This is a genomic window from Sulfitobacter sp. M368 (assembly GCF_025141875.1).
GTDB classification, from domain to species: Bacteria; Pseudomonadota; Alphaproteobacteria; order Rhodobacterales; family Rhodobacteraceae; genus Sulfitobacter; species Sulfitobacter mediterraneus_A.
Map to the genome: position 1 here is coordinate 2,174,074 of NZ_CP081113.1, position 20,413 is coordinate 2,194,486.

At 58.0% G+C, this 20,413-nt stretch carries 23 protein-coding genes and 4 tRNA genes; 11 read left to right on the forward strand and 16 right to left on the reverse strand.

The window, feature by feature from the left end; translation table 11 throughout:
• Nucleotides 1-36: 36 nt before the first annotated feature.
• Entirely contained in the window at nt 37-918 is an 882-nt protein-coding gene (locus K3754_RS10870; protein ID WP_259937203.1) for an alpha/beta fold hydrolase, read from the forward strand.
• Nucleotides 919-966: 48 nt separating this feature from the next.
• Here K3754_RS10870 and K3754_RS10875 read toward each other — a convergent pair.
• The 8 genes from K3754_RS10875 to K3754_RS10910 form a co-directional block, all read right to left on the reverse strand.
• Nucleotides 967-1,043: transfer RNA gene (locus K3754_RS10875), tRNA-Asp, on the reverse strand.
• A gap of 117 nt (nt 1,044-1,160) precedes the next feature.
• Nucleotides 1,161-1,237, reverse strand: a tRNA-Asp gene (locus tag K3754_RS10880).
• 526 nt (nt 1,238-1,763) lie between these two features.
• Nucleotides 1,764-2,102, reverse strand: coding sequence for a hypothetical protein (locus K3754_RS10885; protein ID WP_259937204.1), 339 nt, complete (start codon nt 2,100-2,102; stop codon nt 1,764-1,766).
• A 461-nt stretch (nt 2,103-2,563) separates the two neighbouring features.
• Nucleotides 2,564-2,639, reverse strand: a tRNA-Val gene (locus tag K3754_RS10890).
• Between the two features lie 36 nt (nt 2,640-2,675).
• Nucleotides 2,676-3,248, reverse strand: coding sequence for a histidine phosphatase family protein (locus tag K3754_RS10895; RefSeq protein ID WP_259937205.1), 573 nt, complete (start codon nt 3,246-3,248; stop codon nt 2,676-2,678).
• A complete protein-coding gene (locus tag K3754_RS10900) occupies nt 3,245-3,829 on the reverse strand; it encodes a histidine phosphatase family protein (protein WP_259937207.1) in 585 nt (194 codons plus the stop codon). Before K3754_RS10900 ends, K3754_RS10895 begins: the two co-directional genes overlap by 4 nt.
• A gap of 172 nt (nt 3,830-4,001) precedes the next feature.
• A tRNA-Val gene (locus tag K3754_RS10905) sits at nt 4,002-4,076 on the reverse strand.
• A gap of 70 nt (nt 4,077-4,146) precedes the next feature.
• A complete protein-coding gene (locus K3754_RS10910; RefSeq protein WP_259937209.1) occupies nt 4,147-4,590 on the reverse strand; it encodes an HU family DNA-binding protein in 444 nt (147 codons plus the stop codon).
• Nucleotides 4,591-4,725: 135 nt separating this feature from the next.
• Between K3754_RS10910 and K3754_RS10915 the strand changes: the two genes are divergently transcribed.
• Nucleotides 4,726-4,917 (forward strand): hypothetical protein, encoded by a 192-nt coding sequence (locus K3754_RS10915; RefSeq protein WP_203211038.1) that lies wholly within the window; start codon nt 4,726-4,728, stop codon nt 4,915-4,917.
• 85 nt (nt 4,918-5,002) lie between these two features.
• Here the strand turns inward: K3754_RS10915 and lon are convergent, their stop codons facing one another.
• Nucleotides 5,003-7,414 (reverse strand): endopeptidase La, encoded by a 2,412-nt coding sequence (gene lon, locus K3754_RS10920; protein WP_259937212.1) that lies wholly within the window; start codon nt 7,412-7,414, stop codon nt 5,003-5,005.
• Nucleotides 7,415-7,710: 296 nt separating this feature from the next.
• Between lon and K3754_RS10925 the strand changes: the two genes are divergently transcribed.
• On the forward strand, nt 7,711-8,364 hold the full coding sequence (locus tag K3754_RS10925; protein ID WP_203211036.1) for an isochorismatase family protein: 654 nt from the start codon (nt 7,711-7,713) through the stop codon (nt 8,362-8,364).
• 18 nt (nt 8,365-8,382) lie between these two features.
• Here the strand turns inward: K3754_RS10925 and tgt are convergent, their stop codons facing one another.
• Complete coding sequence (gene tgt / locus K3754_RS10930; protein WP_203211035.1) at nt 8,383-9,510, reverse strand: tRNA guanosine(34) transglycosylase Tgt; 1,128 nt, start codon at nt 9,508-9,510, stop codon at nt 8,383-8,385.
• A gap of 113 nt (nt 9,511-9,623) precedes the next feature.
• On the opposite strand from tgt, the gene K3754_RS10935 reads away from it, so the two are divergent.
• The 3 genes from K3754_RS10935 to rimK all read left to right on the forward strand — a co-directional run bounded on the left by K3754_RS10935 (nt 9,624) and on the right by rimK (nt 12,252).
• On the forward strand, nt 9,624-10,517 hold the full coding sequence (locus K3754_RS10935; RefSeq protein ID WP_203211034.1) for an SPFH domain-containing protein: 894 nt from the start codon (nt 9,624-9,626) through the stop codon (nt 10,515-10,517).
• Nucleotides 10,517-10,792 (forward strand): NfeD family protein, encoded by a 276-nt coding sequence (locus K3754_RS10940; protein ID WP_203211033.1) that lies wholly within the window; start codon nt 10,517-10,519, stop codon nt 10,790-10,792. The genes K3754_RS10935 and K3754_RS10940 overlap by 1 nt, the downstream gene beginning before the upstream one ends.
• A 77-nt stretch (nt 10,793-10,869) precedes the next feature.
• Nucleotides 10,870-12,252, forward strand: a complete 1,383-nt coding sequence (rimK, locus tag K3754_RS10945) for a 30S ribosomal protein S6--L-glutamate ligase (protein ID WP_259937220.1) — start codon at nt 10,870-10,872, stop codon at nt 12,250-12,252.
• Here rimK and K3754_RS10950 read toward each other — a convergent pair.
• The gene (locus tag K3754_RS10950; protein WP_259937222.1) at nt 12,244-13,125 is read right to left on the reverse strand and encodes a sulfotransferase domain-containing protein; all 882 of its coding nucleotides are present in this window, start codon (nt 13,123-13,125) and stop codon (nt 12,244-12,246) included. The genes rimK and K3754_RS10950 overlap by 9 nt on opposite strands.
• A gap of 105 nt (nt 13,126-13,230) precedes the next feature.
• Here K3754_RS10950 and K3754_RS10955 point away from each other — a divergent pair, with 105 nt between their 5' ends.
• From K3754_RS10955 to K3754_RS10965, 3 genes are all read left to right on the forward strand, one after another.
• A complete protein-coding gene (locus tag K3754_RS10955) occupies nt 13,231-13,593 on the forward strand; it encodes an SUF system Fe-S cluster assembly protein (protein ID WP_025048257.1) in 363 nt (120 codons plus the stop codon).
• A 79-nt stretch (nt 13,594-13,672) separates the two neighbouring features.
• Complete coding sequence (locus K3754_RS10960; RefSeq protein ID WP_203211030.1) at nt 13,673-14,035, forward strand: iron-sulfur cluster assembly accessory protein; 363 nt, start codon at nt 13,673-13,675, stop codon at nt 14,033-14,035.
• Complete coding sequence (locus K3754_RS10965) at nt 14,032-14,361, forward strand: TfoX/Sxy family protein (RefSeq protein ID WP_203211029.1); 330 nt, start codon at nt 14,032-14,034, stop codon at nt 14,359-14,361. Before K3754_RS10960 ends, K3754_RS10965 begins: the two co-directional genes overlap by 4 nt.
• Here the strand turns inward: K3754_RS10965 and K3754_RS10970 are convergent.
• Together K3754_RS10970 and K3754_RS10975 are read right to left on the reverse strand one after the other, a co-directional pair.
• Nucleotides 14,358-14,993 carry an HD domain-containing protein gene (locus tag K3754_RS10970; protein ID WP_259937223.1) on the reverse strand — a complete coding sequence of 212 codons (636 nt, stop codon included), beginning with the start codon at nt 14,991-14,993 and terminating at the stop codon, nt 14,358-14,360. The two genes, K3754_RS10965 and K3754_RS10970, sit on opposite strands and share 4 nt — an antisense overlap.
• Nucleotides 14,990-15,895 (reverse strand): isopenicillin N synthase family oxygenase, encoded by a 906-nt coding sequence (locus K3754_RS10975; protein WP_259937224.1) that lies wholly within the window; start codon nt 15,893-15,895, stop codon nt 14,990-14,992. The genes K3754_RS10970 and K3754_RS10975 overlap by 4 nt, the downstream gene beginning before the upstream one ends.
• A gap of 116 nt (nt 15,896-16,011) precedes the next feature.
• Here K3754_RS10975 and tpiA point away from each other — a divergent pair, with 116 nt between their 5' ends.
• Nucleotides 16,012-16,758: a triose-phosphate isomerase gene (gene tpiA, locus K3754_RS10980; protein WP_259937226.1), complete on the forward strand. Its 747-nt coding sequence runs from the start codon at nt 16,012-16,014 to the stop codon at nt 16,756-16,758.
• 9 nt (nt 16,759-16,767) lie between these two features.
• Nucleotides 16,768-16,986: a DUF6500 family protein gene (locus K3754_RS10985; RefSeq protein WP_259937227.1), complete on the forward strand. Its 219-nt coding sequence runs from the start codon at nt 16,768-16,770 to the stop codon at nt 16,984-16,986.
• 74 nt (nt 16,987-17,060) lie between these two features.
• Here the strand turns inward: K3754_RS10985 and K3754_RS10990 are convergent, their stop codons facing one another.
• The 3 genes from K3754_RS10990 to K3754_RS11000 all read right to left on the reverse strand — a co-directional run bounded on the left by K3754_RS10990 (nt 17,061) and on the right by K3754_RS11000 (nt 20,208).
• Nucleotides 17,061-18,437 carry a TRAP transporter large permease gene (locus K3754_RS10990; RefSeq protein WP_259937228.1) on the reverse strand — a complete coding sequence of 459 codons (1,377 nt, stop codon included), beginning with the start codon at nt 18,435-18,437 and terminating at the stop codon, nt 17,061-17,063.
• A 4-nt stretch (nt 18,438-18,441) separates the two neighbouring features.
• Entirely contained in the window at nt 18,442-19,122 is a 681-nt protein-coding gene (locus tag K3754_RS10995; RefSeq protein ID WP_203211023.1) for a TRAP transporter small permease, read from the reverse strand.
• 84 nt (nt 19,123-19,206) lie between these two features.
• Nucleotides 19,207-20,208 (reverse strand): DctP family TRAP transporter solute-binding subunit, encoded by a 1,002-nt coding sequence (locus tag K3754_RS11000; RefSeq protein ID WP_203211022.1) that lies wholly within the window; start codon nt 20,206-20,208, stop codon nt 19,207-19,209.
• Between the last annotated feature and the right edge of the window lie 205 nt (nt 20,209-20,413).

Consider the following 20,413-nt stretch of genomic DNA (forward strand, 5'->3'; position numbering starts at 1 on the left):
TAAGCTGTGAAAGTCCAACAGGGAAAGGCCGCATAGATGACCATTATTCAAGGGTTCGAAAGCCAGACCGTGACCGCCAACGGGCAGCAGGTTCATTATGCACGGGGCGGTGATGGGCCGCCGCTGTTGCTGCTGCATGGTTTTCCGCAGACCCATGCCATGTGGCACGCGGTGGCCCCTGCATTGGCGGCGCAGTTCACAGTGATTGCCCCCGATCTGCGCGGCTATGGCCAAAGCGGCAAGCCGCAGGGCACCGAAAACTACAGCTTTCGCCATATGGCCGCCGATCCCCTGGCGCTGATGCGCGATCTGGGGTTTGACCGGTTTCACCTTGTCGGTCATGATCGTGGCGGGCGCACGGCGCACCGGATGGCACTGGATGCCCCTGACGCGGTGCAAAGCCTGACGGTGATGGATATCGTGCCGACCCATCTGCTGCTTGATCAACTGTCGCAGCAGGTGGCACGCGCTTATTATCACTGGTTTTTTCTCGCTCAGCCCGCGCCGTTTCCCGAAACCATGATCGGCCATGACCCTGACGCCTATTTCGAGAGCTGCCTGAAGGGATGGGGTGCAACCAAGCTGTCCGATTTCGACCCAGCCGCGCTGGACGCCTATCGCGACGCATGGCGCGACCCCGAGGCGATCCGGGGCATGTGCGCCGACTACCGCGCCGCGCTGGATCATGATTTTGTCCTCGACGCGGCGGATCTGGACCGGCAAGTCACCTGCCCCGCGCTGGTGATGTACGGCGCGGATGGCGCAATGGGCAAAGCTTATAACGTACCTGCCACATGGGAGGCCCGTTTGCGCGATATCACCGCCGCGCCGGTGCCGGGCGGGCATTTCTTTGTTGATGAATATCCACAGGAAACCACCGAGGCGCTGTTGGCATTCCTCACCGCTGCAACACCCTGACCTGAAACGAAAAAAGGGCCCTCTGGTGAGGACCCTATTTCAGGATAGTGGCGCGGTTGACGGGGCTCGAACCCGCGACCTCCGGCGTGACAGGCCGGCACTCTAACCAGCTGAGCTACAACCGCGTGAGGAGCGACATAAGAGAGTTGCGCAGGGCCGTCAAGCGCGTTTGCACGGAAATTTGTCAAAGAAATCAGCCAAGAAAAAAGGGCCCTCAACGAGGACCCTTTTTCAAGCAGCAATGGCGCGGTTGACGGGGCTCGAACCCGCGACCTCCGGCGTGACAGGCCGGCACTCTAACCAACTGAGCTACAACCGCCCGCTGCTGCGACCTCAGGTTCCCCCGAAGCGCTTGGTGGTTCTATGGCTGCATGGGCACAGGGTCAAGCCGCAAAAATGCAGATTTATGAAGAAAGTTTGCCCGGGCTATGCGGCGTTGCAAATGACCCTCCTTGTGGGGGCAGGTATCGCCAAAGATCGACATTCCACACCGCTTTGCGGCAAGCCTTGAACCGAAGGGTGGTCTGGTCCTATGCCGATCAATCCCATTTCATCCATTCTTTCCGCAAAGGGACAGGATGCACACCGCAGTTTTGCGCCAGAAAGTCCAATAACTGAAATCTAGGATTTGGGCCTGATTGCGATTGTTCGATCATACTCATACCGACACTTGAAAGGGATGAGAGATGACCATTGCCCGCATTCAGGTATGCGCGGGTAAAGCGAAGAAGCGGAAGCCAATGTCGGCTTTGTGGACAAAGCGACCATCTACCACACGCCTGAAAGACAGCACGGACAGTGTTACTGGGCTAGTGGTGTCCTTGGAAATGAACCTGCATAGTTTCCTATTCTTCAAAATAGTGGGGGCTATTCGGTGCATCCAAAGCACTTCCTTCAATCAGCGCCTCCATGTCACTGGGGAGCATGCGGCTCATTATGTCGTGGTGAGCTAACGTCATAAGCTTGTAAGCGCCATTAGTCTCGAGCGTCCCCAAATATTTTTCAACGTCTTCAAGTGTTTGCATATGGAGGGGTTGATGGAAGAACTGTATTAGTTCTGCAAGAGTTGCATGAACCTTCATCAGGTCTCTTAAGTATACGACGGTCGTTCGATCAGCGGGGATGTTTTCGTCGATCCCGAAAAATGCGTGTTCGACAATATTATCGGTGTATTTGTTTTCCATTCTACCCTCGACACAATGAACTGATAATTCTTATTGCCATTCGGGCTACAACAACAGGTCAGAAAGGGCTCTGAGCCAACATCTGACAATGTCGCGCAAATTCCTGTAGGCTAGCGGCCTCAGGATGGCGATCAGGCGGGACTTTGCTGCGCAACAATTTCCACCGCGCCCGAACCGAGAGGCGGGAAGCAAAGCGCCCGCCCCGTCAAACCGTAGGTTTGCCTTTGGCAAAACGGGGCGGTTCGGGCGCTGCCAAATCTCCGATTTGGCAATTCATGCGCTATATCTGACAGTATCTTTGGACCCAGAACCATCATCCTAAAAAACCCCACGCACCCAGCGTTGGGCGTGACCCTCATTTTATCTTATCAACGTCTCCTATGGGCTCATACCCGACATCTGACAAGTTCGGTCAGCTTTGCTAACTGAATGAATAAGACACGACAAAAAGAGAGAGTAAATGGTGGGTCGTGAGAGGCTCGAACTCCCGACATCTTCGGTGTAAACGAAGCGCTCTACCAACTGAGCTAACGACCCGCCGTGCGCTCTCTTAGCGCAAGGTCGAAGGGGGGTTCAAGCCCCTAAATCCAACCTTTTTTGTTTTCCGTTCTCAAGGTAAAAAACAACGCCCTGCCCGCCCGCCATATCGCGCAGATCTCTGATCGGGCGGCCCGTCAGGATCAGCCGCAGCATACGCGATGTGATGCCATGGGTGATCAGAACCGCTGGGTCGGTCAGGCCGCTTAGAAAGCGGTGGCAGCGGGCATGCAGGGCGGCAAATCCCTCGCCATTGGGGGCCAGTTCGTAAAGGTCAAAACCATCACTCGCGCCGGAGCTTTGGATCAGATCTGCGCGGATGCCGCCCGCCCAATCGCCGAGGCCAATTTCGCTCAACGCGGGGTCGGTTGCAATGGGATCGATGAGGCCCGCGCAGGCAATGCGAGCGGTTTGCACCGCGCGGCCCTGCGGGCTGCTGATGGCGGAAAAGCCGGTCAGATCATTGACTTGCAGGATCTCTCTTTGCGCCTCGGCTTGTGCACGCCCGGCCTTGGTCAAGGGCGAATCAAACCGCCCCTGCAACCGGCCCGTTGCATTCCATTCTGTCTCGCCGTGGCGCAGAATATAAAGCGGCGGCGCAGAGTTCACTCCGGCGCCTCAAGCACCGTTTCCTGACCGTTTTCAAGCAGATAGACGCAGCCTTGCAAGTTCGACAGATTGCCCGCCTGATCGATGGGCAGCCCGCAAACCTCCGCCCGCAGCACCTGCCCCAACAGACCATGGGCCACAATCACGCTTGGTCCGGTAAGATCGTTCAGAAAATCGACAATCCGGGCATGAAAGGCGGCCAGCCCCTCCCCCCCGTCGGCCGCCTCGTAGATCTCAAGCGGCGTGGGCGATTGTGCGGCCCATTCGGGGCGGTCAGCCAGAATTTCGGTGCGGGTCATCCCCTGCCATCTACCCGCGTGAATTTCCATCAACCGCGCATCTTCCTGCCGCGGCACATCGCCTAATGCGATCTGCGCCGTTTGGCGGACCCGCCCGAGGGGCGAGGCATAGATTGCCGGATTCTGGGCCAGAATTTCCGGCATGATCCTGGCCTGGCGCGCCGCTTCGACTTGGCCTTGTCGGGTCAGCGGCGAATCCAACTGCCCCTGCAGGCGGAACTCGCGGTTCCACTCTGTCTGCCCGTGGCGCAGGAACCAGATTTTCGGATAGTTATTTGTCATGGGATCTGCCGTTTAGAATTGGATGCCCGTTTGATGCATCAGAAACGGCGGGAAGGGAATGGTGGGTGATAAGAGATTTGAACTCCTGACCCAGACTGGCCGCGTAGCGGGCGGACGTCGGTCAGGCCAACAGCCTTGTAAGGCTTATCTAGAAAAGACAACCAAAGAAAGATGGTGGGTGATAAGAGATTTGAACTCCTGACATCTTCGATGTGAACGAAGCGCTCTACCACTGAGCTAATCACCCTTGCGCGGCGGAGTAGCCAATTGGGCCCGGCCTTGCAAGGGCCGAGTTGGAAAAACTGGCCGCGCGGGATCTATTCAGAAGTGTCAGGCGTTTTTTTGGTCGTGCTGCCAAGGGGTTGACGGATCTTGGTGATCATCACACGGCCGTTGGGCAGCATCTTTTCCTTACGCACCTTGATACGGCCCAGGTCCGGCAGATTGATCTCGCGATGCTCGGTGAGCGCCTCGCCAAGCACCGCAAGCATGGCCTCAATCACCGGCTTTGCGTCTTTCTTTTTGATGCCGGCCCGGTCGACAACTTTTTCGATCAGCTCTTTTTTGCGCAACATCGGACCAAGCACCACAGGTTGCGGCGCGTCTACGACCGCTGGCGTGGCGGTTTTGGCTGAAATGGGCGTTTTTCCGGCAACCGCAGATATCGGCGGCGCGGCTTTTGCCAGGGTTTTCTTGACGGCCGGTTTCACCGCGCTTGCGGCGGATTTTGTCACTGCTTTCGCAGGCTTGGATGATGTCATGCTCAGTTTGCCCCGTTGATAGGTTGTTATCGTTGTGTTTACCGATACCAGATATTGATGAATTAAGCCAGTATCCCTTGCTCGGCGCGGCATTGTCGGTAACATGGGGCGGTGTTTCAGACTTGGGGAAAAATGATGAAGAAAAGCACAATTTGCGCGGTTGCCCTGGCGGCGGCCACATTTACATCTGCGGCACAGGCCGGATCGCTTGCCGATCCCGTTGTCGAAGAGCCTGTGGTTGTTACCGATGCAGAGGGCAGCAGCAGCGGCACCGCCATGGTTGCCATGCTGGCAGTTCTGCTGGCCATTCCGGCACTTGGCGACTGATCTTTAGGATCAATCCACCAGCAAAAGAAAAGCGCCCTGCTGTCATCACAGGGCGCTTTTTTCGTTTACTTGGAACACATCGGGATCAATGCGCGGTCGCGCTGTCCCCTGCTCCGGATTTGGGCGCCACAGCAGCCGCTGCGGCGGCATCTTCGGCCTCTTGATCCCATTCAATCGCCTCAGGCTTTGACACCAAGGCTTGCTCCAGCACCTCGGAGACATGGCTGACCGGAATGATGGTCAGCCCCTCTTTGACGTTGTCGGGGATATCCGGCAGGTCTTTTTCATTCTCGGTCGGGATCAGAACCGTGGTGATCCCGCCGCGCAGGGCCGCAAGCAGTTTCTCCTTGAGCCCGCCAATGGGCATCGCATTTCCACGCAGGGACACTTCACCCGTCATGGCGATATCTTTGCGCACAGGGATCTGCGTCAGAACTGAAACAATGGAGGTGACCATGGCGAGACCCGCCGACGGGCCATCCTTTGGCGTTGCCCCATCGGGCACGTGCACGTGGATGTCCAGCACGTCGAACTTCGGCGGCTTGACCCCGATCTGCGGCGAGATGGAGCGCACATAGGAACTGGCCGCGTCGATGCTTTCTTTCATCACATCGCCCAGCTTACCCGTGGTTTTCATCCGGCCCTTGCCCGGCAGGCGCAATGCTTCGATCTGGAGAAGCTCACCGCCCACCGACGTGTAGGCCAGACCGGTCACAACGCCCACTTGGTCTTCTTTTTCAGCCAGACCATAGCGGTGTTTACGTACACCAAGGAATTCATCAAGATTGTCGGCAGAAACCACCACAGCGTCTGCCTCTTTCTTAATGATTTTGGTCAGCGACTTACGCGCCACCTTGGCGATTTCACGCTCCAGATTCCGCACGCCCGCCTCGCGGGTGTAATAGCGGATGATGTCGGTCAGCGCGGAATCCTCGATCTGGAATTCCTTGGCCTTAAGACCGTGGTTCTTGATCTGCTTTTGCACCAGATGCTGTTTGGCGATCTCGCGTTTTTCATCCTCGGTGTAGCCGGACAGCGGGATAATCTCCATCCGGTCCAGCAATGGGCCAGGCATGTTGTAGCTGTTGGAGGTGGTCAGGAACATCACGTTCGAGAGGTCATACTCGACTTCCATGTAGTGATCCACAAAGGTGGAGTTCTGTTCCGGATCAAGCACTTCGAGCATGGCCGAGGCCGGATCACCACGGAAGTCCTGCCCCATCTTGTCGATCTCGTCCAAGAGGATAAGCGGGTTGGTGGTCTTGGCTTTTTTCAGCGCCTGAATGATCTTGCCGGGCATCGAGCCGATGTAGGTCCGGCGATGACCGCGGATCTCGCTTTCATCGCGCACGCCGCCCAGGCTGATGCGGATAAACTCACGCCCCGTGGCCTTGGCCACAGATTTGCCCAGCGATGTTTTACCAACACCCGGAGGGCCGACAAGGCACATGATCGGGCCTTTCATCTTGGAGGAGCGCTGCTGCACCGCGAGATATTCGACGATCCGTTCCTTGACCTTTTCCAGACCATAATGATCATCGTCCAGCACGGTTTGAGCGCGGCCTAGATCCTTTTTCACACGGGATTTTACGCCCCATGGGATCGACAACATCCAGTCCAGATAGTTGCGCACAACCGTTGCCTCGGCGGACATCGGGCTCATGTTCTTAAGCTTTTTCAGCTCGGCTTCAGCCTTCTCCTTGGCCTCTTTGCTGAGCTTGGTCTCGGCGATCTTGGCTTCGAGTTCGGCAACTTCGTTTTTGCCGTCTTCGCCGTCCCCCAGCTCTTGCTGGATCGCCTTCATCTGTTCGTTCAGATAGTACTCGCGCTGGGTCCGCTCCATCTGGGATTTCACGCGGGTTTTGATCTTTTTCTCAACCTGCAGGACGGACATTTCACCCTGCATCAGACCGTAGACTTTCTCAAGCCGCTCGGACACGGACAGCGTTTCGAGCAGATCCTGCTTTTGTTCCACTTCGATGCCCAGATGGCCCGCAACAAGGTCGGCCAGGCGTGCAGGCTCTGCCGTTTCGCCCACGGCGGCAAGCGCCTCATCGGGCACGTTTTTCTTGACCTTGGCGTAACGCTCAAACTCATCCGCGACCGACCGCAACAAGGCTTCGGTGGTGGCCGCATCGCCCGGCATTTCCGTCAGATATTCGGCGCGGGCTTCGAAAAAGTCATCATTTTCAAGGTATTCTGTGATACGCACACGCGCCTGACCTTCGACCAGTACCTTGACCGTGCCATCGGGCAGTTTCAGCAGTTGCAGCACATTGGCCAGCACGCCAGCCTTGAAGATACCATCGGTATCGGGATCATCGTCACCGGGATCGATCTGGCTGGACAGCAGGATTTGTTTGTCGTCCGCCATCACCTCTTCGAGGGCGCGTACAGATTTCTCGCGGCCCACAAACAGCGGCACAATCATATGGGGGAACACCACAATATCGCGCAGCGGCAAAACGGGGTAGGACGCGTTCAAAGGCTCTAACATGCTCTTTCCTTATTCTAGCAAGACGGTGCAGGTTCCTCAGTAGGCAACCTCTGCCGTCTCCTGTTCAGAACCAGATATGTATACCTGATCCGCCTGTTTCAATCCCTTAACGGGGCTTTGGCGCATCATCACCTGCTGTGCAGGCAGTGGCAACCACGGTTTTGCGCAAATTGATCACTAAATAAAACGGCCAGCGCACGGCAGATGGCGCGAAAATGCCAAATTTTGTCGGTCGTCACGGGTGACAGGGAATTTCCCGTATGGTTGGTTTGCGGCGAAAAAAGGAGAATTTTCCAATGATCAAAAAATTCGGAGCAGACACCGCATTGCTGCTGATCGACGTTCAAAAGGGCGTGCACACCCTAAGCCATTGGGGCGGGCCAACGGGCCGGATGAACAACCCTGATTGTCAGGAGAAACTGGTTCAATTGCTGCGCAGTTTCCGCACCGCCGGACGCCGCTGCGCCTTTACCCGCCACGATTCCATTGAGCCGGACAGCCCGCTCAAGTTTTCGCTGCCGGGCGGCGCACAGCTTGATGGCCTTGAAACCGCCGAAGGCGATATCATCGTCAACAAGGACGTGAACTCGGGCTTTATCGGCACCTCGCTGGAGGTTGATCTGCGCCGGGCCGGTATTCAGCGCCTGGTCGTGGCCGGTTACTTTACCAACTTCTGTGTAGAGACCACCGTACGCATGGCCGGAAACATGGGTTTTGACGTCTATCTCGCCCATGACGCCTGCGCGACCTGCAACCGGATTGATCGGAACGGCAAGGACCACGATCCGGAACTGGTGCATGATATGGCTGTCGCTTCCATGCACGGGGAATTCTGCACGGCCCTGACCACGGACGAGCTGGTTGGCCTGTTGTCCTCTGACGCCGCCGATCTGGACCGTGCACAGGGCAACGAGGACACCTCTGCAAAGCCGGAATTGCGTCTGGCCTGACCGGCCCTCAGAAATGCGTCACAGGGGGTCAATGTCTCCCTGTGCGCGACCGGCATGGAAATCCGCCTGCCATGCGGCAAAAGTTCCGCCCGCGATCGCCTCGCGCATACCTGCCATAATATCCTGATAGTAATGTAGATTGTGCCATGTCAGCAGCATGGAGCTGATGATTTCCTGACTGCGGAACACGTGGTGCAGATAGGCCCGTGAATAGTTCCGGCAGGCCGGGCAGCTGCAGTTTTCATCCAGAGGGCGCGGATCATCCTGATGCCGCGCGTTCTTGATGTTCAGCACGCCGTGACGTGTGAACACCTGCCCCGTACGCCCGGACCGGGACGGCAGCACGCAATCCATCATGTCGATGCCGCGCGCCACCGCGCCGACGATGTCATCGGGCTTTCCCACCCCCATCAGGTAACGCGGCTTGTCTTCTGGCAATTGATCGGGCGCAAAATCAAGGCAACCAAACATCGCCTCCTGCCCCTCGCCCACGGCCAATCCACCAACCGCGTAACCGTCAAATTCGATTTCACGCAGCGCCTGCGCACTTTGGGCCCGCAGGTCTTCTTCCAATCCGCCTTGCTGAATTCCAAAGAGCGCATGACCGGGACGGTCACCAAAGGCATCCTTGGACCGCCGCGCCCACCGCATCGACAATTCCATGCTGGAGGCAATCCGGTCCCGATCCGCAGGCAATGCGGGGCATTCGTCAAAACACATCACGATGTCGCTGCCCAAAAGCGCCTGAATTTCCATCGAACGTTCCGGCGTGATCTCGTGCTTGGACCCGTCGATGTGGCTTTTGAAGGTCACGCCCTTTTCCGTCAGCTTGCGCAGGCCTGCAAGGCTCATCACCTGAAACCCGCCGCTGTCGGTCAGGATCGGGCCGGACCAATTCATGAATTTGTGCAAACCGCCCAAGGCCGCCACCCGCTCTGCCGTGGGGCGCAGCATCAGGTGATAGGTGTTGCCCAGCAGGATATCGGCCCCCGTCGCCGCCACGCTTTCGGGCATCATCGCCTTGACCGTTGCCGCGGTGCCAACAGGCATGAACGCCGGGGTCTGGATGTCGCCCCTTGTGGTGCGGATCACACCGCGCCGCGCCTTGCCATCCTGCGCTTGTTTTTCAAAAGTGATACGGGTCATCGCGGCCATCCTTGTAATCTGATTGCTGGCGATACACCCAGCCTGCAAAACTTGCAATCAGGACGCAAAATGCACAAATAGAAGGGTAAGTTTCAACCAAAAGGGTATGCCAAGTGGATATTGAACAACTGTTGATCAACGCCTTGGAGACCAACCTCGCGTGGCTTCTGCTGGCCGCATTGGTCGTCATTTTGATCGTCAAGGCTGTCAAGATTGTTCCGCAGTCCGAACAACACGTTGTCGAACGCTTTGGCCGCTTGCGCTCTGTGCTTGGGCCGGGGATCAATATGATCGTGCCTTTCATTGACAAGATTGCCCATAAAATCTCGATCCTTGAGCGTCAATTGCCCACTGCCAGTCAGGACGCGATCACCCGCGACAACGTGCTGGTTCAGGTGGACACCTCGGTGTTCTACCGGATCACCGAGCCGGAAAAGACGGTCTACCGGATCCGCGATGTGGACAGTGCGATCTCCACCACTGTGGCCGGTATCGTGCGGGCCGAGATCGGCAAGATGGATCTGGACGAGGTGCAGGCCAACCGCAGCCAATTGATCACCACCATCAAATCCAGTGTCGAGGACGCCGTAGACGATTGGGGCATCGAAGTGACCCGCGCCGAAATTCTGGACGTGAACCTTGATGCCGCCACCCGCGCCGCGATGATGCAACAGCTGAACGCCGAACGTGCCCGCCGTGCGCAAGTGACCGAGGCCGAAGGCTCCAAACGCGCGGTTGAACTGGCCGCCGACGCCGAACTTTATGCCTCCGAACAGACAGCCAAGGCACGCCGGGTATTGGCCGAGGCCGAGGCCTACGCCACCCAGGTTGTTGCCACCGCGATCAACGAGAACGGGTTGGAGGCGGCGCAGTACCAGATCGCGCTTAAACAGGTCGAAGCAATGAGCATTCTAGGCAAGAGCGATGGCAACCAGACGGTCTTTGTGCCCGCGCAGGCGTTGGAAGCCTTCGGTGATGCGTTCAAACTGCTGAAAGGACGCGGATAATGGCGGATTATCTTTCGCTTTGGTGGGTCTGGATCTGCATCGCGCTGGCCCTTGGCGTGGTTGAATTGCTGGCGCCGGGGTTCATATTCTTGGGTTTCGGACTGGGCGCCTTGGCGATGGTCGGGGTGGTTCTGTTGGCACCGGGCATCAACGTTCCGGCCCTGCTCGCCCTCTTTGCGGTTTTGTCGCTGATTGGCTGGATCGTCCTGCGCCTGGGCTTTCGCAAACAGTCAAGCGGCGCACGTATAGTCACCAAGGACGTCAACGACAACTGAGTTGATCAACAGGCTGCTTGTGCGCGCTGGGGCGGCCTGATACCTCTGCGTATTCAATAAAACTAAAGGATACGTTGATGGAAGAATTGGTCTTTGGGTGGGAAGAATGGGTTGCACTGCCGGATTTGGGGCTGCCTGCCATCAAGGCCAAAGTGGACACGGGTGCGCGCACCTCTGCCCTGCATGCCCATGACATCGAGGTGTTTGGCCCCGCTGCCAAACCCAAGGTGCGCTTTAACGTGCATCCCATTGCCGGACGCGAAGACATTGTCATCACCTGCTCTGCCCCTCTGGTGGACCGGCGCGAGGTCACATCTTCCAACGGCGAATCCGAGCAACGCTATGTGATTTCCAGCACCCTGACAGTGGCCGATCAGCAATGGCCGATCGAGATCACCCTGACCAACCGCGCCGGTATGACCAGCCGGATGCTCCTGGGCCGTCAGGCGCTGGCCGATCACATCTCCATTTCCGCCACAGAACGGCGTTTGCAGCCAGAGTTGAGCTATGACGCCTATCACGATGCCACCGTGCGCCGCACCGCCCCACAACGGGCGCTGCGCATTGCCGTGCTGAGCCGTGAGAACAACTATTCTACCCGCCGCCTTGTCGAGGTTGGCGAAGCGCGGGGTCATGTGGTTGAGGTGATCGACACGACCCGCTGTTACATGGCGATCAATGCAATGGCCCCCGAGGTGCATTATGATGGCAAACGCCTGCCGCGCTATGACGCTGTGATCCCGCGCATCGGGGCCTCCATCACGCCTTATGGCACCGCAGTCATCCGTCAGTTTGAGACCATCGGAACCTATTGTGTGAACGGCAGCGCCGGCATCACCGCCAGCCGCGACAAGCTGCACGCGCATCAGGTCTTGGCCTCCAAGAAAATCGGCATGCCAACCACGGCCTTTGCCGCCTCGCCCAAGGACACCTCCAATCTGATGGGGTTGGTGGGCACTGCGCCGCTGATCGTGAAACTGCTCGAATCCACCCAAGGCAAAGGCGTGGTGTTGGCCGAAACCAAAAAAGCCGCCGAATCTGTGATCGACGCCTTTCGCGGGCTCAAGGCCAATTTTCTGGTGCAGGACTTTGTCAAAGAGGCCGCAGGTGAGGATATCCGCTGTCTGGTGATCGCTGGCAAGGTCGTGGCCGCGATGAAACGCACCGGGGCCGAGGGGGATTTCCGGTCAAACCTGCATCGGGGCGGATCGGCCAAGGTGGTGCGCATCTCCAAAGAAGAACGCGAAACCGCCGTGCGGGCGGCGCGGGCCTTTGGGCTGGGCAAGGCTGGCGTTGATCTGCTGCGCTCGGAAAGCGGGCCAAAGGTGCTTGAGGTAAACTCCTCCCCCGGTTTTGAGGGGATCGAGATGGCAACAGGCAAAGACATCGTCGGCAAGCTTTATGACGAGATAGAAGCGCGCGTGAAACCGCAGCCCGTGCGCCGCCGCAAGTCAGGCTAGGCTGCTGCCCTGCTCCAGCCAGCGTTGTTCTTTGGGCGGCAGCATTCCGGCGATCCGGGCGCGATAAGCGGCCAGATCCTTGTCTGATAGTACCCCTTCCCACTTGTTGGATGACGCCGTGTCGAAAAACCCGGCGTCGTCATGCCAGAAACCAACGCCAGCGCCCGGTGCAAACCGCACGGCGTTGGCTTTCATATTGGCAAAGGATGCGGCTTCAACCAACCGTGCCATGAGTGCGGCCGGATGCGTGATGCCGATGTGATCGGCGATGCGACTGATCGCGGCTTCGGGGTCACGGCACATATCCGCATAATGCAGGCGCAGCAGGTTGCCGGTGCCTTCCTCTTCCAAAGCCAATGCGCTGCGGTAATGATCCACAATCATCTGCAAACTGGCCGCATCAAAACGGTCTGCGTCCAGAAATTCATAAAAACTCTCAACCGGATCGTCAGGAAAGCTGACACCAGTGCCGGAATGCGCCAGATTGGCGACATGGCGGCGAAACGAGAAATGCACGTCAATCGGATGCCGGTAGACACAGATATAGCGCAGCGCCTCCCAGATCGGCAGCCCGTCAAAAGGTGTGTGTGACTTCACCTGCCGCCGCCCTGTCTGGGCTTCCAGCCGCTCCATCACTTCGGCAATGTCGCGGGCGCTCATGTCGATCCAGGGCGCATTCAGGCTGGGTTTTGCGTCTACTTCGGGATCACCGGAGATCAGCAGCGCCAAAATCGCCTGGATCCATGTCGTTCCGGATTTGGGCGGCGTAGACAGCACGATGTCGCCATCGCGGGGCTCAAATGCCTGCCAACGGGTGGAATCGGTGATGGTGTCCCCATAGACCTTTGCCGGAGGCCGCTGCGTCATGCTCATTTTCTCGTTCCGTCCCCATTTGTCGCAGTTCTTGCCGCTTGCCCCTATGGACGCCTGCCCGCTTAAACCCTATATAAACACTCAGGAACCAGAACCGAGGCAGATATGACCGACCAGTCCCAACCCCTTGAAGGTACGCCGCTGATTGCGCCGTCCAGCACCGATCATCCTTTGTATGAACAGGTGGTTGAGGCCTGCCGCTCGGTCTATGACCCTGAAATTCCTGTCAACATCTATGAATTGGGTTTGATCTATACCATCGACATCAATGACCAAAACGAGGTCGATATCAAGATGTCTTTGACAGCGCCCGGTTGCCCTGTCGCCGGTGAAATGCCCGGTTGGGTGGCCGATGCGGTGGAACCCCTGCCCGGTGTGAAGCAGGTCAATGTGGAACTGGTCTGGGAGCCGCCATGGGGCATGGACATGATGTCTGACGAGGCGCGTCTCGAACTGGGCTTTATGTAACAGGCGCAAAGCTTTGCCCCGCGCCGCTTGAGATATTGCATCGGGCCTCCTATCTTGAGGCCAAGCAGGAGATCACACCATGTTCGGCATTCCCGGCAAGCAAGCCGTTACCATCACACCCAAGGCCGCGGCGCAAATCACCAAGCTGATGAAATCGGCGGGCCATGCAGGCCTGCGGATCGGGGTCAAAAAGGGTGGCTGTGCGGGCATGGAATACACCATGGAATACGTCGATACGGCCGATCCCAACGATGAGGTTGTCACCCAGGACGGTGCCTGCGTGATGATCGCACCGATGGCGCAGATGTTCTTGTTCGGCACCGAGATCGACTATGAAACCACGCTGTTGGAATCCGGTTTCAAGTTCAACAACCCCAATGTTTCAGAGGCATGCGGTTGCGGCGAGTCGATCAAGTTCGACGAAACCCTGTTCGCCAAGTGAGCCTGAGCGCCGGTGATATCGCCTTTGCCACCGAACTGTTTGAAGAGCTGCCGGATCTGACCACCCGCCGGATGTTTGGCGGCATGGGGATCTATTCAGAGGGGGTGATCTTTGCCCTTCTGCATTCGGATGGCCAGATCATGATCAAATCGACCGGTGGTGCCTTCTCAGATGAACTCGAAGCGATGGGTGCGGTCAAATGGACCTACACCCGCAAGGATGGCGCGGCCTCTTCGATGCCTTACTATTCCCTGCCGGATGCCGCTCTGGAGGACAGTGAACTGGCGCTTGATCTGGGCCGTCGGGCGCTGGCGGCTCTGAACTAGGCTGGCGACACTTCCGTCGCAAGTCTGCGCTGAAATTTCTTCATAAATTCAATACGATCTGCCGCGATTGCGCGGGCCGTTTTGGTATGAAGCTGCGCGGCGACCTTGAACAATTTCACCTCAAAATGATCCAACGCAAATGCGGTGTCGTCCAAAGGGCGATCCCTTGCCAAAGGGTCCGCCCCGTCGAACAGATCACGCCCGATCTGGCCTGAAACGTTGAAACACCGGGCAATCCCGATGGCGCCCAATGCTTCCAACCGATCCGCATCCTGCAATATCTGCGCCTCCAGTGTGGTGGCGGGTACCTTGGCGGAGAAACTATGCGCAAGGATCGCGTGATGGATGGCATCCAATGCGGTTTCGTCGAAGTCCTGAGCCAGAAATTGGACCGCGTGATCGGCAGACAAGCGTGCGGCCTGTCCGCGGTTTGGGTGGTATTTTGGCAGGTTGATCACATCATGGAAAATCGCCGCGGCCAGCAGCACCTCCCGGTTCGCATCGCGCTGGTCCCCGGCGATCCGCTGGCACAGCGCCCAGACCCGCCGCAAATGCCACAGATCATGCGCCCCGTCCTGCGCATCCCCCCAGACACGCAGCACTTCCGCCTCATATCGGGCCTGTGCTGTCACTTTTTCTGCAGATGCACGTAGGTTTCGTTGTAACGCTTTGTCAGGTGATCGCCTGCCATGATCACCTGATCACTGCCCTCGGGGGCGACATTGGTGTCATGGGTGGGGTTAAAGAACATCGGCACCGATATGCGTTCGTTGCTGCCGCCCACAACGCGGTGCGGGGTCGCTTTGATGGTTCCGCCGCTCCAAAACTCCATCATCTCGCCAAAGTTGATAACAAATTCGCCCGGCGGCGCGGCAACCGGTATCCAGCCGCCTCCGCGTTTGCGCACCTCAAGCCCCGGTGATCCATCTGCCGCCAGCAGGGTCAGGCAGCCATAATCGGTATGGGTGGCAATGCCAAAATCCTTGGCACCTGCATCCGCAGGACGGGTCGGATAAAAATTGCCGCGCAGCAGGGCCATGGGTTTTTCGAAGGCATCGTCAAAGCTGTCGCGTGGCTTGCCAATAGACGCAGCCACCCCGCGCAGAACATCCATCGCGACCACGCAAGCGGCCTCATAATAGCCGCCCACAACGGCCTGAAACGCCGCCGGTTGATCCGGCCAGCGGTTTGGCGCGTAGAACGGATTGTCCAACAAGGGATCGTCCGCGGGCAGTGTCAGACCGCAATCGAACACCTGTTTGAAATCGGGGTTGGCATCCGGGTCCACCTGTTCAGAGGCCGCAGCGCCCCAGCCGCGATTGGATCCGGTCTTGGCCATGTCGTAGGCAGCCTTTTGCGCATCAGGCAGCTTGAAAAAGGCGCGGTAGGTTTCGATCACCTCTGACACCTTTGCCTCGGTCAGCGCGGTGTTGTACACGGTGGCAAAGCCGACATCCGTCGCGGCACCCTGCATCGCCTCAAGCGCGGCGTTGTCTCCTGCCGTCAATGCGGCCAGATCAATCTTTGGTATCATCACACATCCCCCCTCGCCCATGAGCATCGAGGCACACAGCCCTGTCAAGGGATGCCTTGCGTTGCCTCGCATCGGGCCGGGTGGTAACAACGGGCAAAACAACAAATGAGGGATGTATGCGCCGCAAAATTGCCGCCGGAAACTGGAAGATGAACGGCACCGCTGCCGCGCTGAGCGAACTGGATGCGTTGGCCAATGCCATGCCAGCAGCCGCGCCCGAAGTTGTGATTTGTCCGCCTGCCCCCTTGTTGTTCCGTGCCGTGGAAGCTGCGCCAAAAGGCATCTCCATCGGGGCGCAGGATTGTCACATGCAGGCCAAGGGCGCCTTCACCGGCGATATCTCTGCGGAGATGATCGCGGATACCGGCGCAGGCTTTGTCATTGTCGGCCATTCCGAACGCCGCGACGCCCATGAAGAGACCAACAGCGACATCCGCGCCAAGACCCGCTGTGCCTGGGCCTCTGGGCTGACGGCCATCGTCTGCATCGGCGAAAGCGGCGAGGATCGCGCCGCCAACAACACGCTGGATATCATTGGCGGGCAGTTGGCCGGATCACTGCCGGACGGCGCAGATGGCGCGAACACCGTGATCGCCTATGAGCCGATCTGGGCCATCGGCACGGGCAAGGTGCCAACGCTTGAGCAGATCATCGAGGTGCATGACTTCATCCGCGCCCGCCTCATCACCCGCTTTGGCGCAGAGGTTGGCGATGCGATTGCGCTCTTGTACGGCGGATCGGTCAAACCGGATAATGCCGAGGTGATCTTTCGGGCAGAGAATGTAGACGGGGCATTGGTTGGCGGAGCGTCGCTTAAGGCATCGGATTTTGCGCCGATCATTGCCGCGCTGGCCAATTCCTGAGCGGCCCCGATGGACAAGACATTCCGCGCAAAAGCCGCCGCCGTCTGTGACGACAAGATCACGAAAAAGGGCGAAGGGGTCGGCCTGTCCTTCTATGCCTTTTTTGCCAACCGCAACGACACCCCCGAATTACTGTTTGAGGTGGCCGAGTGGTGGATCAAGACGCACCGGCTGGATCATTTTGAGAAGGCGGTGAAGATCCGCGACATGCTGCGTTCAGGCGTTTGAACGCGGCCGCGCGAATAAGCCAAGGGCGGCGCATCTGGTGATGCACCGCCCTTTTGTTTGTCTCACGCACCCGCCTAGTTGGTGATGATCTCCGGCCCCATCATCATGGTCGGCAACCATGTGCTGAGGATCGGGATGTAGGTCACCATAATCAGGAAGACGAACAGCACCGCAAGGAACGGCAGTGCCGCACGCACCACGGACATCATCGGCATGTTCGCCACGCCCGAGGTCACAAAGAGGTTGAGCCCCACCGGCGGTGTGATCATCCCGATCTCCATGTTCACCACCATGATGATGCCAAGGTGGATCGGATCCACGCCCAGTTCGATCGCGATAGGGAACACCAGTGGCGCCACGATGACCAACAGGCCAGAGGGTTCCATAAACTGGCCACCGATCAGCAAGATCACGTTGACAATGACCAGGAACATGATCGGCCCAAAGCCAGCATCCAGCATCGCCGCCGAAATTTGCTGTGGGATCTGCTCGTCCGTCAGAACGTGTTTGAGGATCAACGCATTGGCGATGATGAACATCAATGTGACCGTCAGTTTGCCCGCTTCAAATAGCGTGTGGCGTGTGTCACGGTGGAAAAAGGCCGTGAACAGCGCCATCGGCTTTTCGATCAGCGACAGGTTGCGCGGCATTTCGGCCTGATGCAGCGGCCCCATGTCACGATAGACAAAGGAGGCGATGAAAAAGGCATAGACCGCTGCCACCGCCGCCGCTTCGGTCGGGGTGAAGATGCCGCCATAGATACCGCCAAGGATGATCACGATCAGGAACAGGCCCCAACCGGCCTCGCGGCCCGAAGACCAGACCTCGCCCCAGCCCAGCCATTCGCCTTTGGGCAGGTTCTTGATCTTGGCCATGGCGTAGATCGTCACCATCAGCATGGTGCCCGCCATCAGCCCCGGAATGACGCCCGCAAGAAACATCCGGCCTACGGACACATCTGTGGCGGATGCATAGACAACCATCACGATGGAAGGCGGGATCAGGATACCAAGCGTCCCTGCGTTGGCGATGACGCCTGCGGCAAATTCCTTGGTATAGCCAACCTGCCGCATGCCCGCGATCACGATGGACCCGATGGCAACCACGGTAGCCGGGGATGATCCGCTCAGCGCGGCGAACAGCATACAGGCAAAGACGCCTGCAATCGCCAGACCGCCGGGCAAATGCCCGACCAGCGCGATGGAAAACCGGATGATCCGGCGCGCCACACCGCCTGTGGACATGAACGAAGAGGCAAGGATGAAGAACGGGATCGCCAGCAGGGTGTAATGCCCCGCCATCGCCTGAAAGAACGTCTGGGCGATCGACGCCATCGAAGTATCAGAAAGCGCCAGCAGGAAAATGATCGAGGACAGGCCCAACGATACGGCAATAGGCACGCCGATCAACATCAGACCGACAACCATTGTAAATAGGATCACAACTTCCATGATCTTATCCTTCCGCGTTCATATGTTTGACGTCTTCGACCGCATCCTCAGCCTCGTGGCTGACGATCAGGCTGGTTTGACGTCCGGTGATGACTTTCAATGTCGCCTGCACAAAGCGCAGCAACAGCAGCGCCGCGCCGAAAGGCAGCATGAAATAGGGGATGAAACGGGGCAGCTTTTCATAGGCTTCGCCCTCGTTCATGATCGGCTCGATAAAGCGGAGCCATTCAGGCACGGGGATGTCGATCACCTCATACCAGGCCTGATCACGGCTGTTCTCAAACCCTGTCGGGAACCAGCGCCCCGATGTGGCATCCAGCCCGGCAAATGGCGCCCAGTAATCCCATGCGCCTTTCATCAGCAGGCCCGCATAGATCACACAGATCAGCCCGGCAATCACCGCCAGAACCTTGCGCGGCCCTTCGTTAAAGAGGTTGATCACCGCATCTACCCCGAGGTGCGCCGTGACCTTGACCGCATAGCTCATGCCAAACAGCACCAGCCAGGCAAACAGGAATGTCACCGCTTCAAGACCCCAGATGATCCCTGTGTTAAAGCCGTATCGCAGCACCACGTTGATAAAGGTGATGATGGTCATCAATCCCAAGATCAGCGCAATTGCGGTCTCTTCGATTTCACTCACAATGCGGCCTAGGCCGCTTTGGGCTTGCCCGTGCGTTGCCATGTGGTTCCCCCCACTTGCCTTGAATTTCGGTGAAAATGGTAACGTGCAGCCAGCCCTTTGACAAAGGCTGGCTGCGTTTGACGCTTAGTGCTTGGCGTTGATCGCCTGCGCCGCGTCGATGTTTTCCTGACCGACGTCGTCCTTGAACTGCTCCCAAACAGGTTTCATCACGCTCACCCATTCGGCACGCTGTTCATCGCTCAGCTGGCGCACCACACCGCCGGCTTCGATGATCGCGTTTTTCGCGTCTTCGTTCACCTTGGTGGATTCCGCGTTCCGTGCTTCGGTCACTTCCTTGATGATGGTGGCGAGCTGGTCACGGACGTCCGCATCCAGGCTGTCCCACCAGTCAGAAGAAGTCACCAGCATATAGTCGATGATGCCGTGGTTGGTTTCGGTCACACCGTCCTGCACCTCAAAGAACTTCTTGCCGTAGATGTTGGACCATGTGTTTTCCTGACCATCCACAACGCCGGTTTGCAGGGCGCCGTAAACCTCGGAGAACGCCATCGGCTGTGGAGATCCACCAATTGCAGCCATCTGGGCCTTCAGCACGTCAGAGTTCTGCACGCGGAACTTCAGGCCATTGGCATCCGATGGGCTTTCCAGCGGCTTGTTGGCCGACATCTGTTTCATGCCGTTGTGCCAGAACGCGAGGCCCAGCAGACCGCGGCGGGTCATGCTTTCCTTCATTGCCTGACCGGTTTCGGAGTTCTGGAACTCATCCACGGCGTTGATGTTCTTGAACATGAAGGGCAGATCGAAAATGCGGAACTGCTTGGTGAACTGCTCGAACTTGGACAGCGATGGTGCGGCCAGTTGAACGTCACCCTGAAGCAGCGCTTCGAGCACCTGATCATCGTTATAGAGTGTCGAGTTCGGGAACACTTCGATGCAGGCCTTGCCATTCATCTCTTCGTTCACACGGGTTTCCAGCAGCGACGCGGCGATCCCTTTTGGGTGCTTGTCGGTGTTGGTGACGTGGCTGAACTTGATGACGATTTCGCCATCATCACATGCGGCAGAGACTGCGCCTGCGCTGACAGACATGGTCAGGGCGACGGCGGCGGCGGTGAAAAACTTCATTGGTTTCCTCCCAGAAAACTAGAATCACAGATCGGGCACCCGGCTTGGATGCACTGGGGGCTATCAAACAGATCGCAATGCGGTCTCACAAGATTGTGTTAACCCTGATGGTCGTGAGGCCGTTTTTTCGATGATATTCAAACATCTAGCGGCCAAAGCTACTCATGGTCAACCAAGCCCACTGGGCGGTTTGTGCGAAATCCCG

Bases quoted from the DNA above. Each gene is read 5' to 3' on its own strand.
- K3754_RS10870 (WP_259937203.1), top strand. From the start codon at position 37: ATGACCATTATTCAAGGGTTCGAAAGCCAGACCGTGACCGCCAACGGG.
- K3754_RS10885 (WP_259937204.1), bottom strand. From the start codon at position 2,102: ATGGAAAACAAATACACCGATAATATTGTCGAACACGCATTTTTCGGG.
- K3754_RS10900 (WP_259937207.1), bottom strand. From the start codon at position 3,829: ATGACAAATAACTATCCGAAAATCTGGTTCCTGCGCCACGGGCAGACA.
- K3754_RS10910 (WP_259937209.1), bottom strand. From the start codon at position 4,590: ATGACATCATCCAAGCCTGCGAAAGCAGTGACAAAATCCGCCGCAAGC.
- K3754_RS10915 (WP_203211038.1), top strand. From the start codon at position 4,726: ATGAAGAAAAGCACAATTTGCGCGGTTGCCCTGGCGGCGGCCACATTT.
- lon (WP_259937212.1), bottom strand. From the start codon at position 7,414: ATGTTAGAGCCTTTGAACGCGTCCTACCCCGTTTTGCCGCTGCGCGAT.
- K3754_RS10925 (WP_203211036.1), top strand. From the start codon at position 7,711: ATGATCAAAAAATTCGGAGCAGACACCGCATTGCTGCTGATCGACGTT.
- tgt (WP_203211035.1), bottom strand. From the start codon at position 9,510: ATGACCCGTATCACTTTTGAAAAACAAGCGCAGGATGGCAAGGCGCGG.
- K3754_RS10940 (WP_203211033.1), top strand. From the start codon at position 10,517: ATGGCGGATTATCTTTCGCTTTGGTGGGTCTGGATCTGCATCGCGCTG.
- rimK (WP_259937220.1), top strand. From the start codon at position 10,870: ATGGAAGAATTGGTCTTTGGGTGGGAAGAATGGGTTGCACTGCCGGAT.
- K3754_RS10950 (WP_259937222.1), bottom strand. From the start codon at position 13,125: ATGAGCATGACGCAGCGGCCTCCGGCAAAGGTCTATGGGGACACCATC.
- K3754_RS10955 (WP_025048257.1), top strand. From the start codon at position 13,231: ATGACCGACCAGTCCCAACCCCTTGAAGGTACGCCGCTGATTGCGCCG.
- K3754_RS10960 (WP_203211030.1), top strand. From the start codon at position 13,673: ATGTTCGGCATTCCCGGCAAGCAAGCCGTTACCATCACACCCAAGGCC.
- K3754_RS10975 (WP_259937224.1), bottom strand. From the start codon at position 15,895: ATGATACCAAAGATTGATCTGGCCGCATTGACGGCAGGAGACAACGCC.
- tpiA (WP_259937226.1), top strand. From the start codon at position 16,012: ATGCGCCGCAAAATTGCCGCCGGAAACTGGAAGATGAACGGCACCGCT.
- K3754_RS10985 (WP_259937227.1), top strand. From the start codon at position 16,768: ATGGACAAGACATTCCGCGCAAAAGCCGCCGCCGTCTGTGACGACAAG.
- K3754_RS10990 (WP_259937228.1), bottom strand. From the start codon at position 18,437: ATGGAAGTTGTGATCCTATTTACAATGGTTGTCGGTCTGATGTTGATC.
- K3754_RS10995 (WP_203211023.1), bottom strand. From the start codon at position 19,122: ATGGCAACGCACGGGCAAGCCCAAAGCGGCCTAGGCCGCATTGTGAGT.
- K3754_RS11000 (WP_203211022.1), bottom strand. From the start codon at position 20,208: ATGAAGTTTTTCACCGCCGCCGCCGTCGCCCTGACCATGTCTGTCAGC.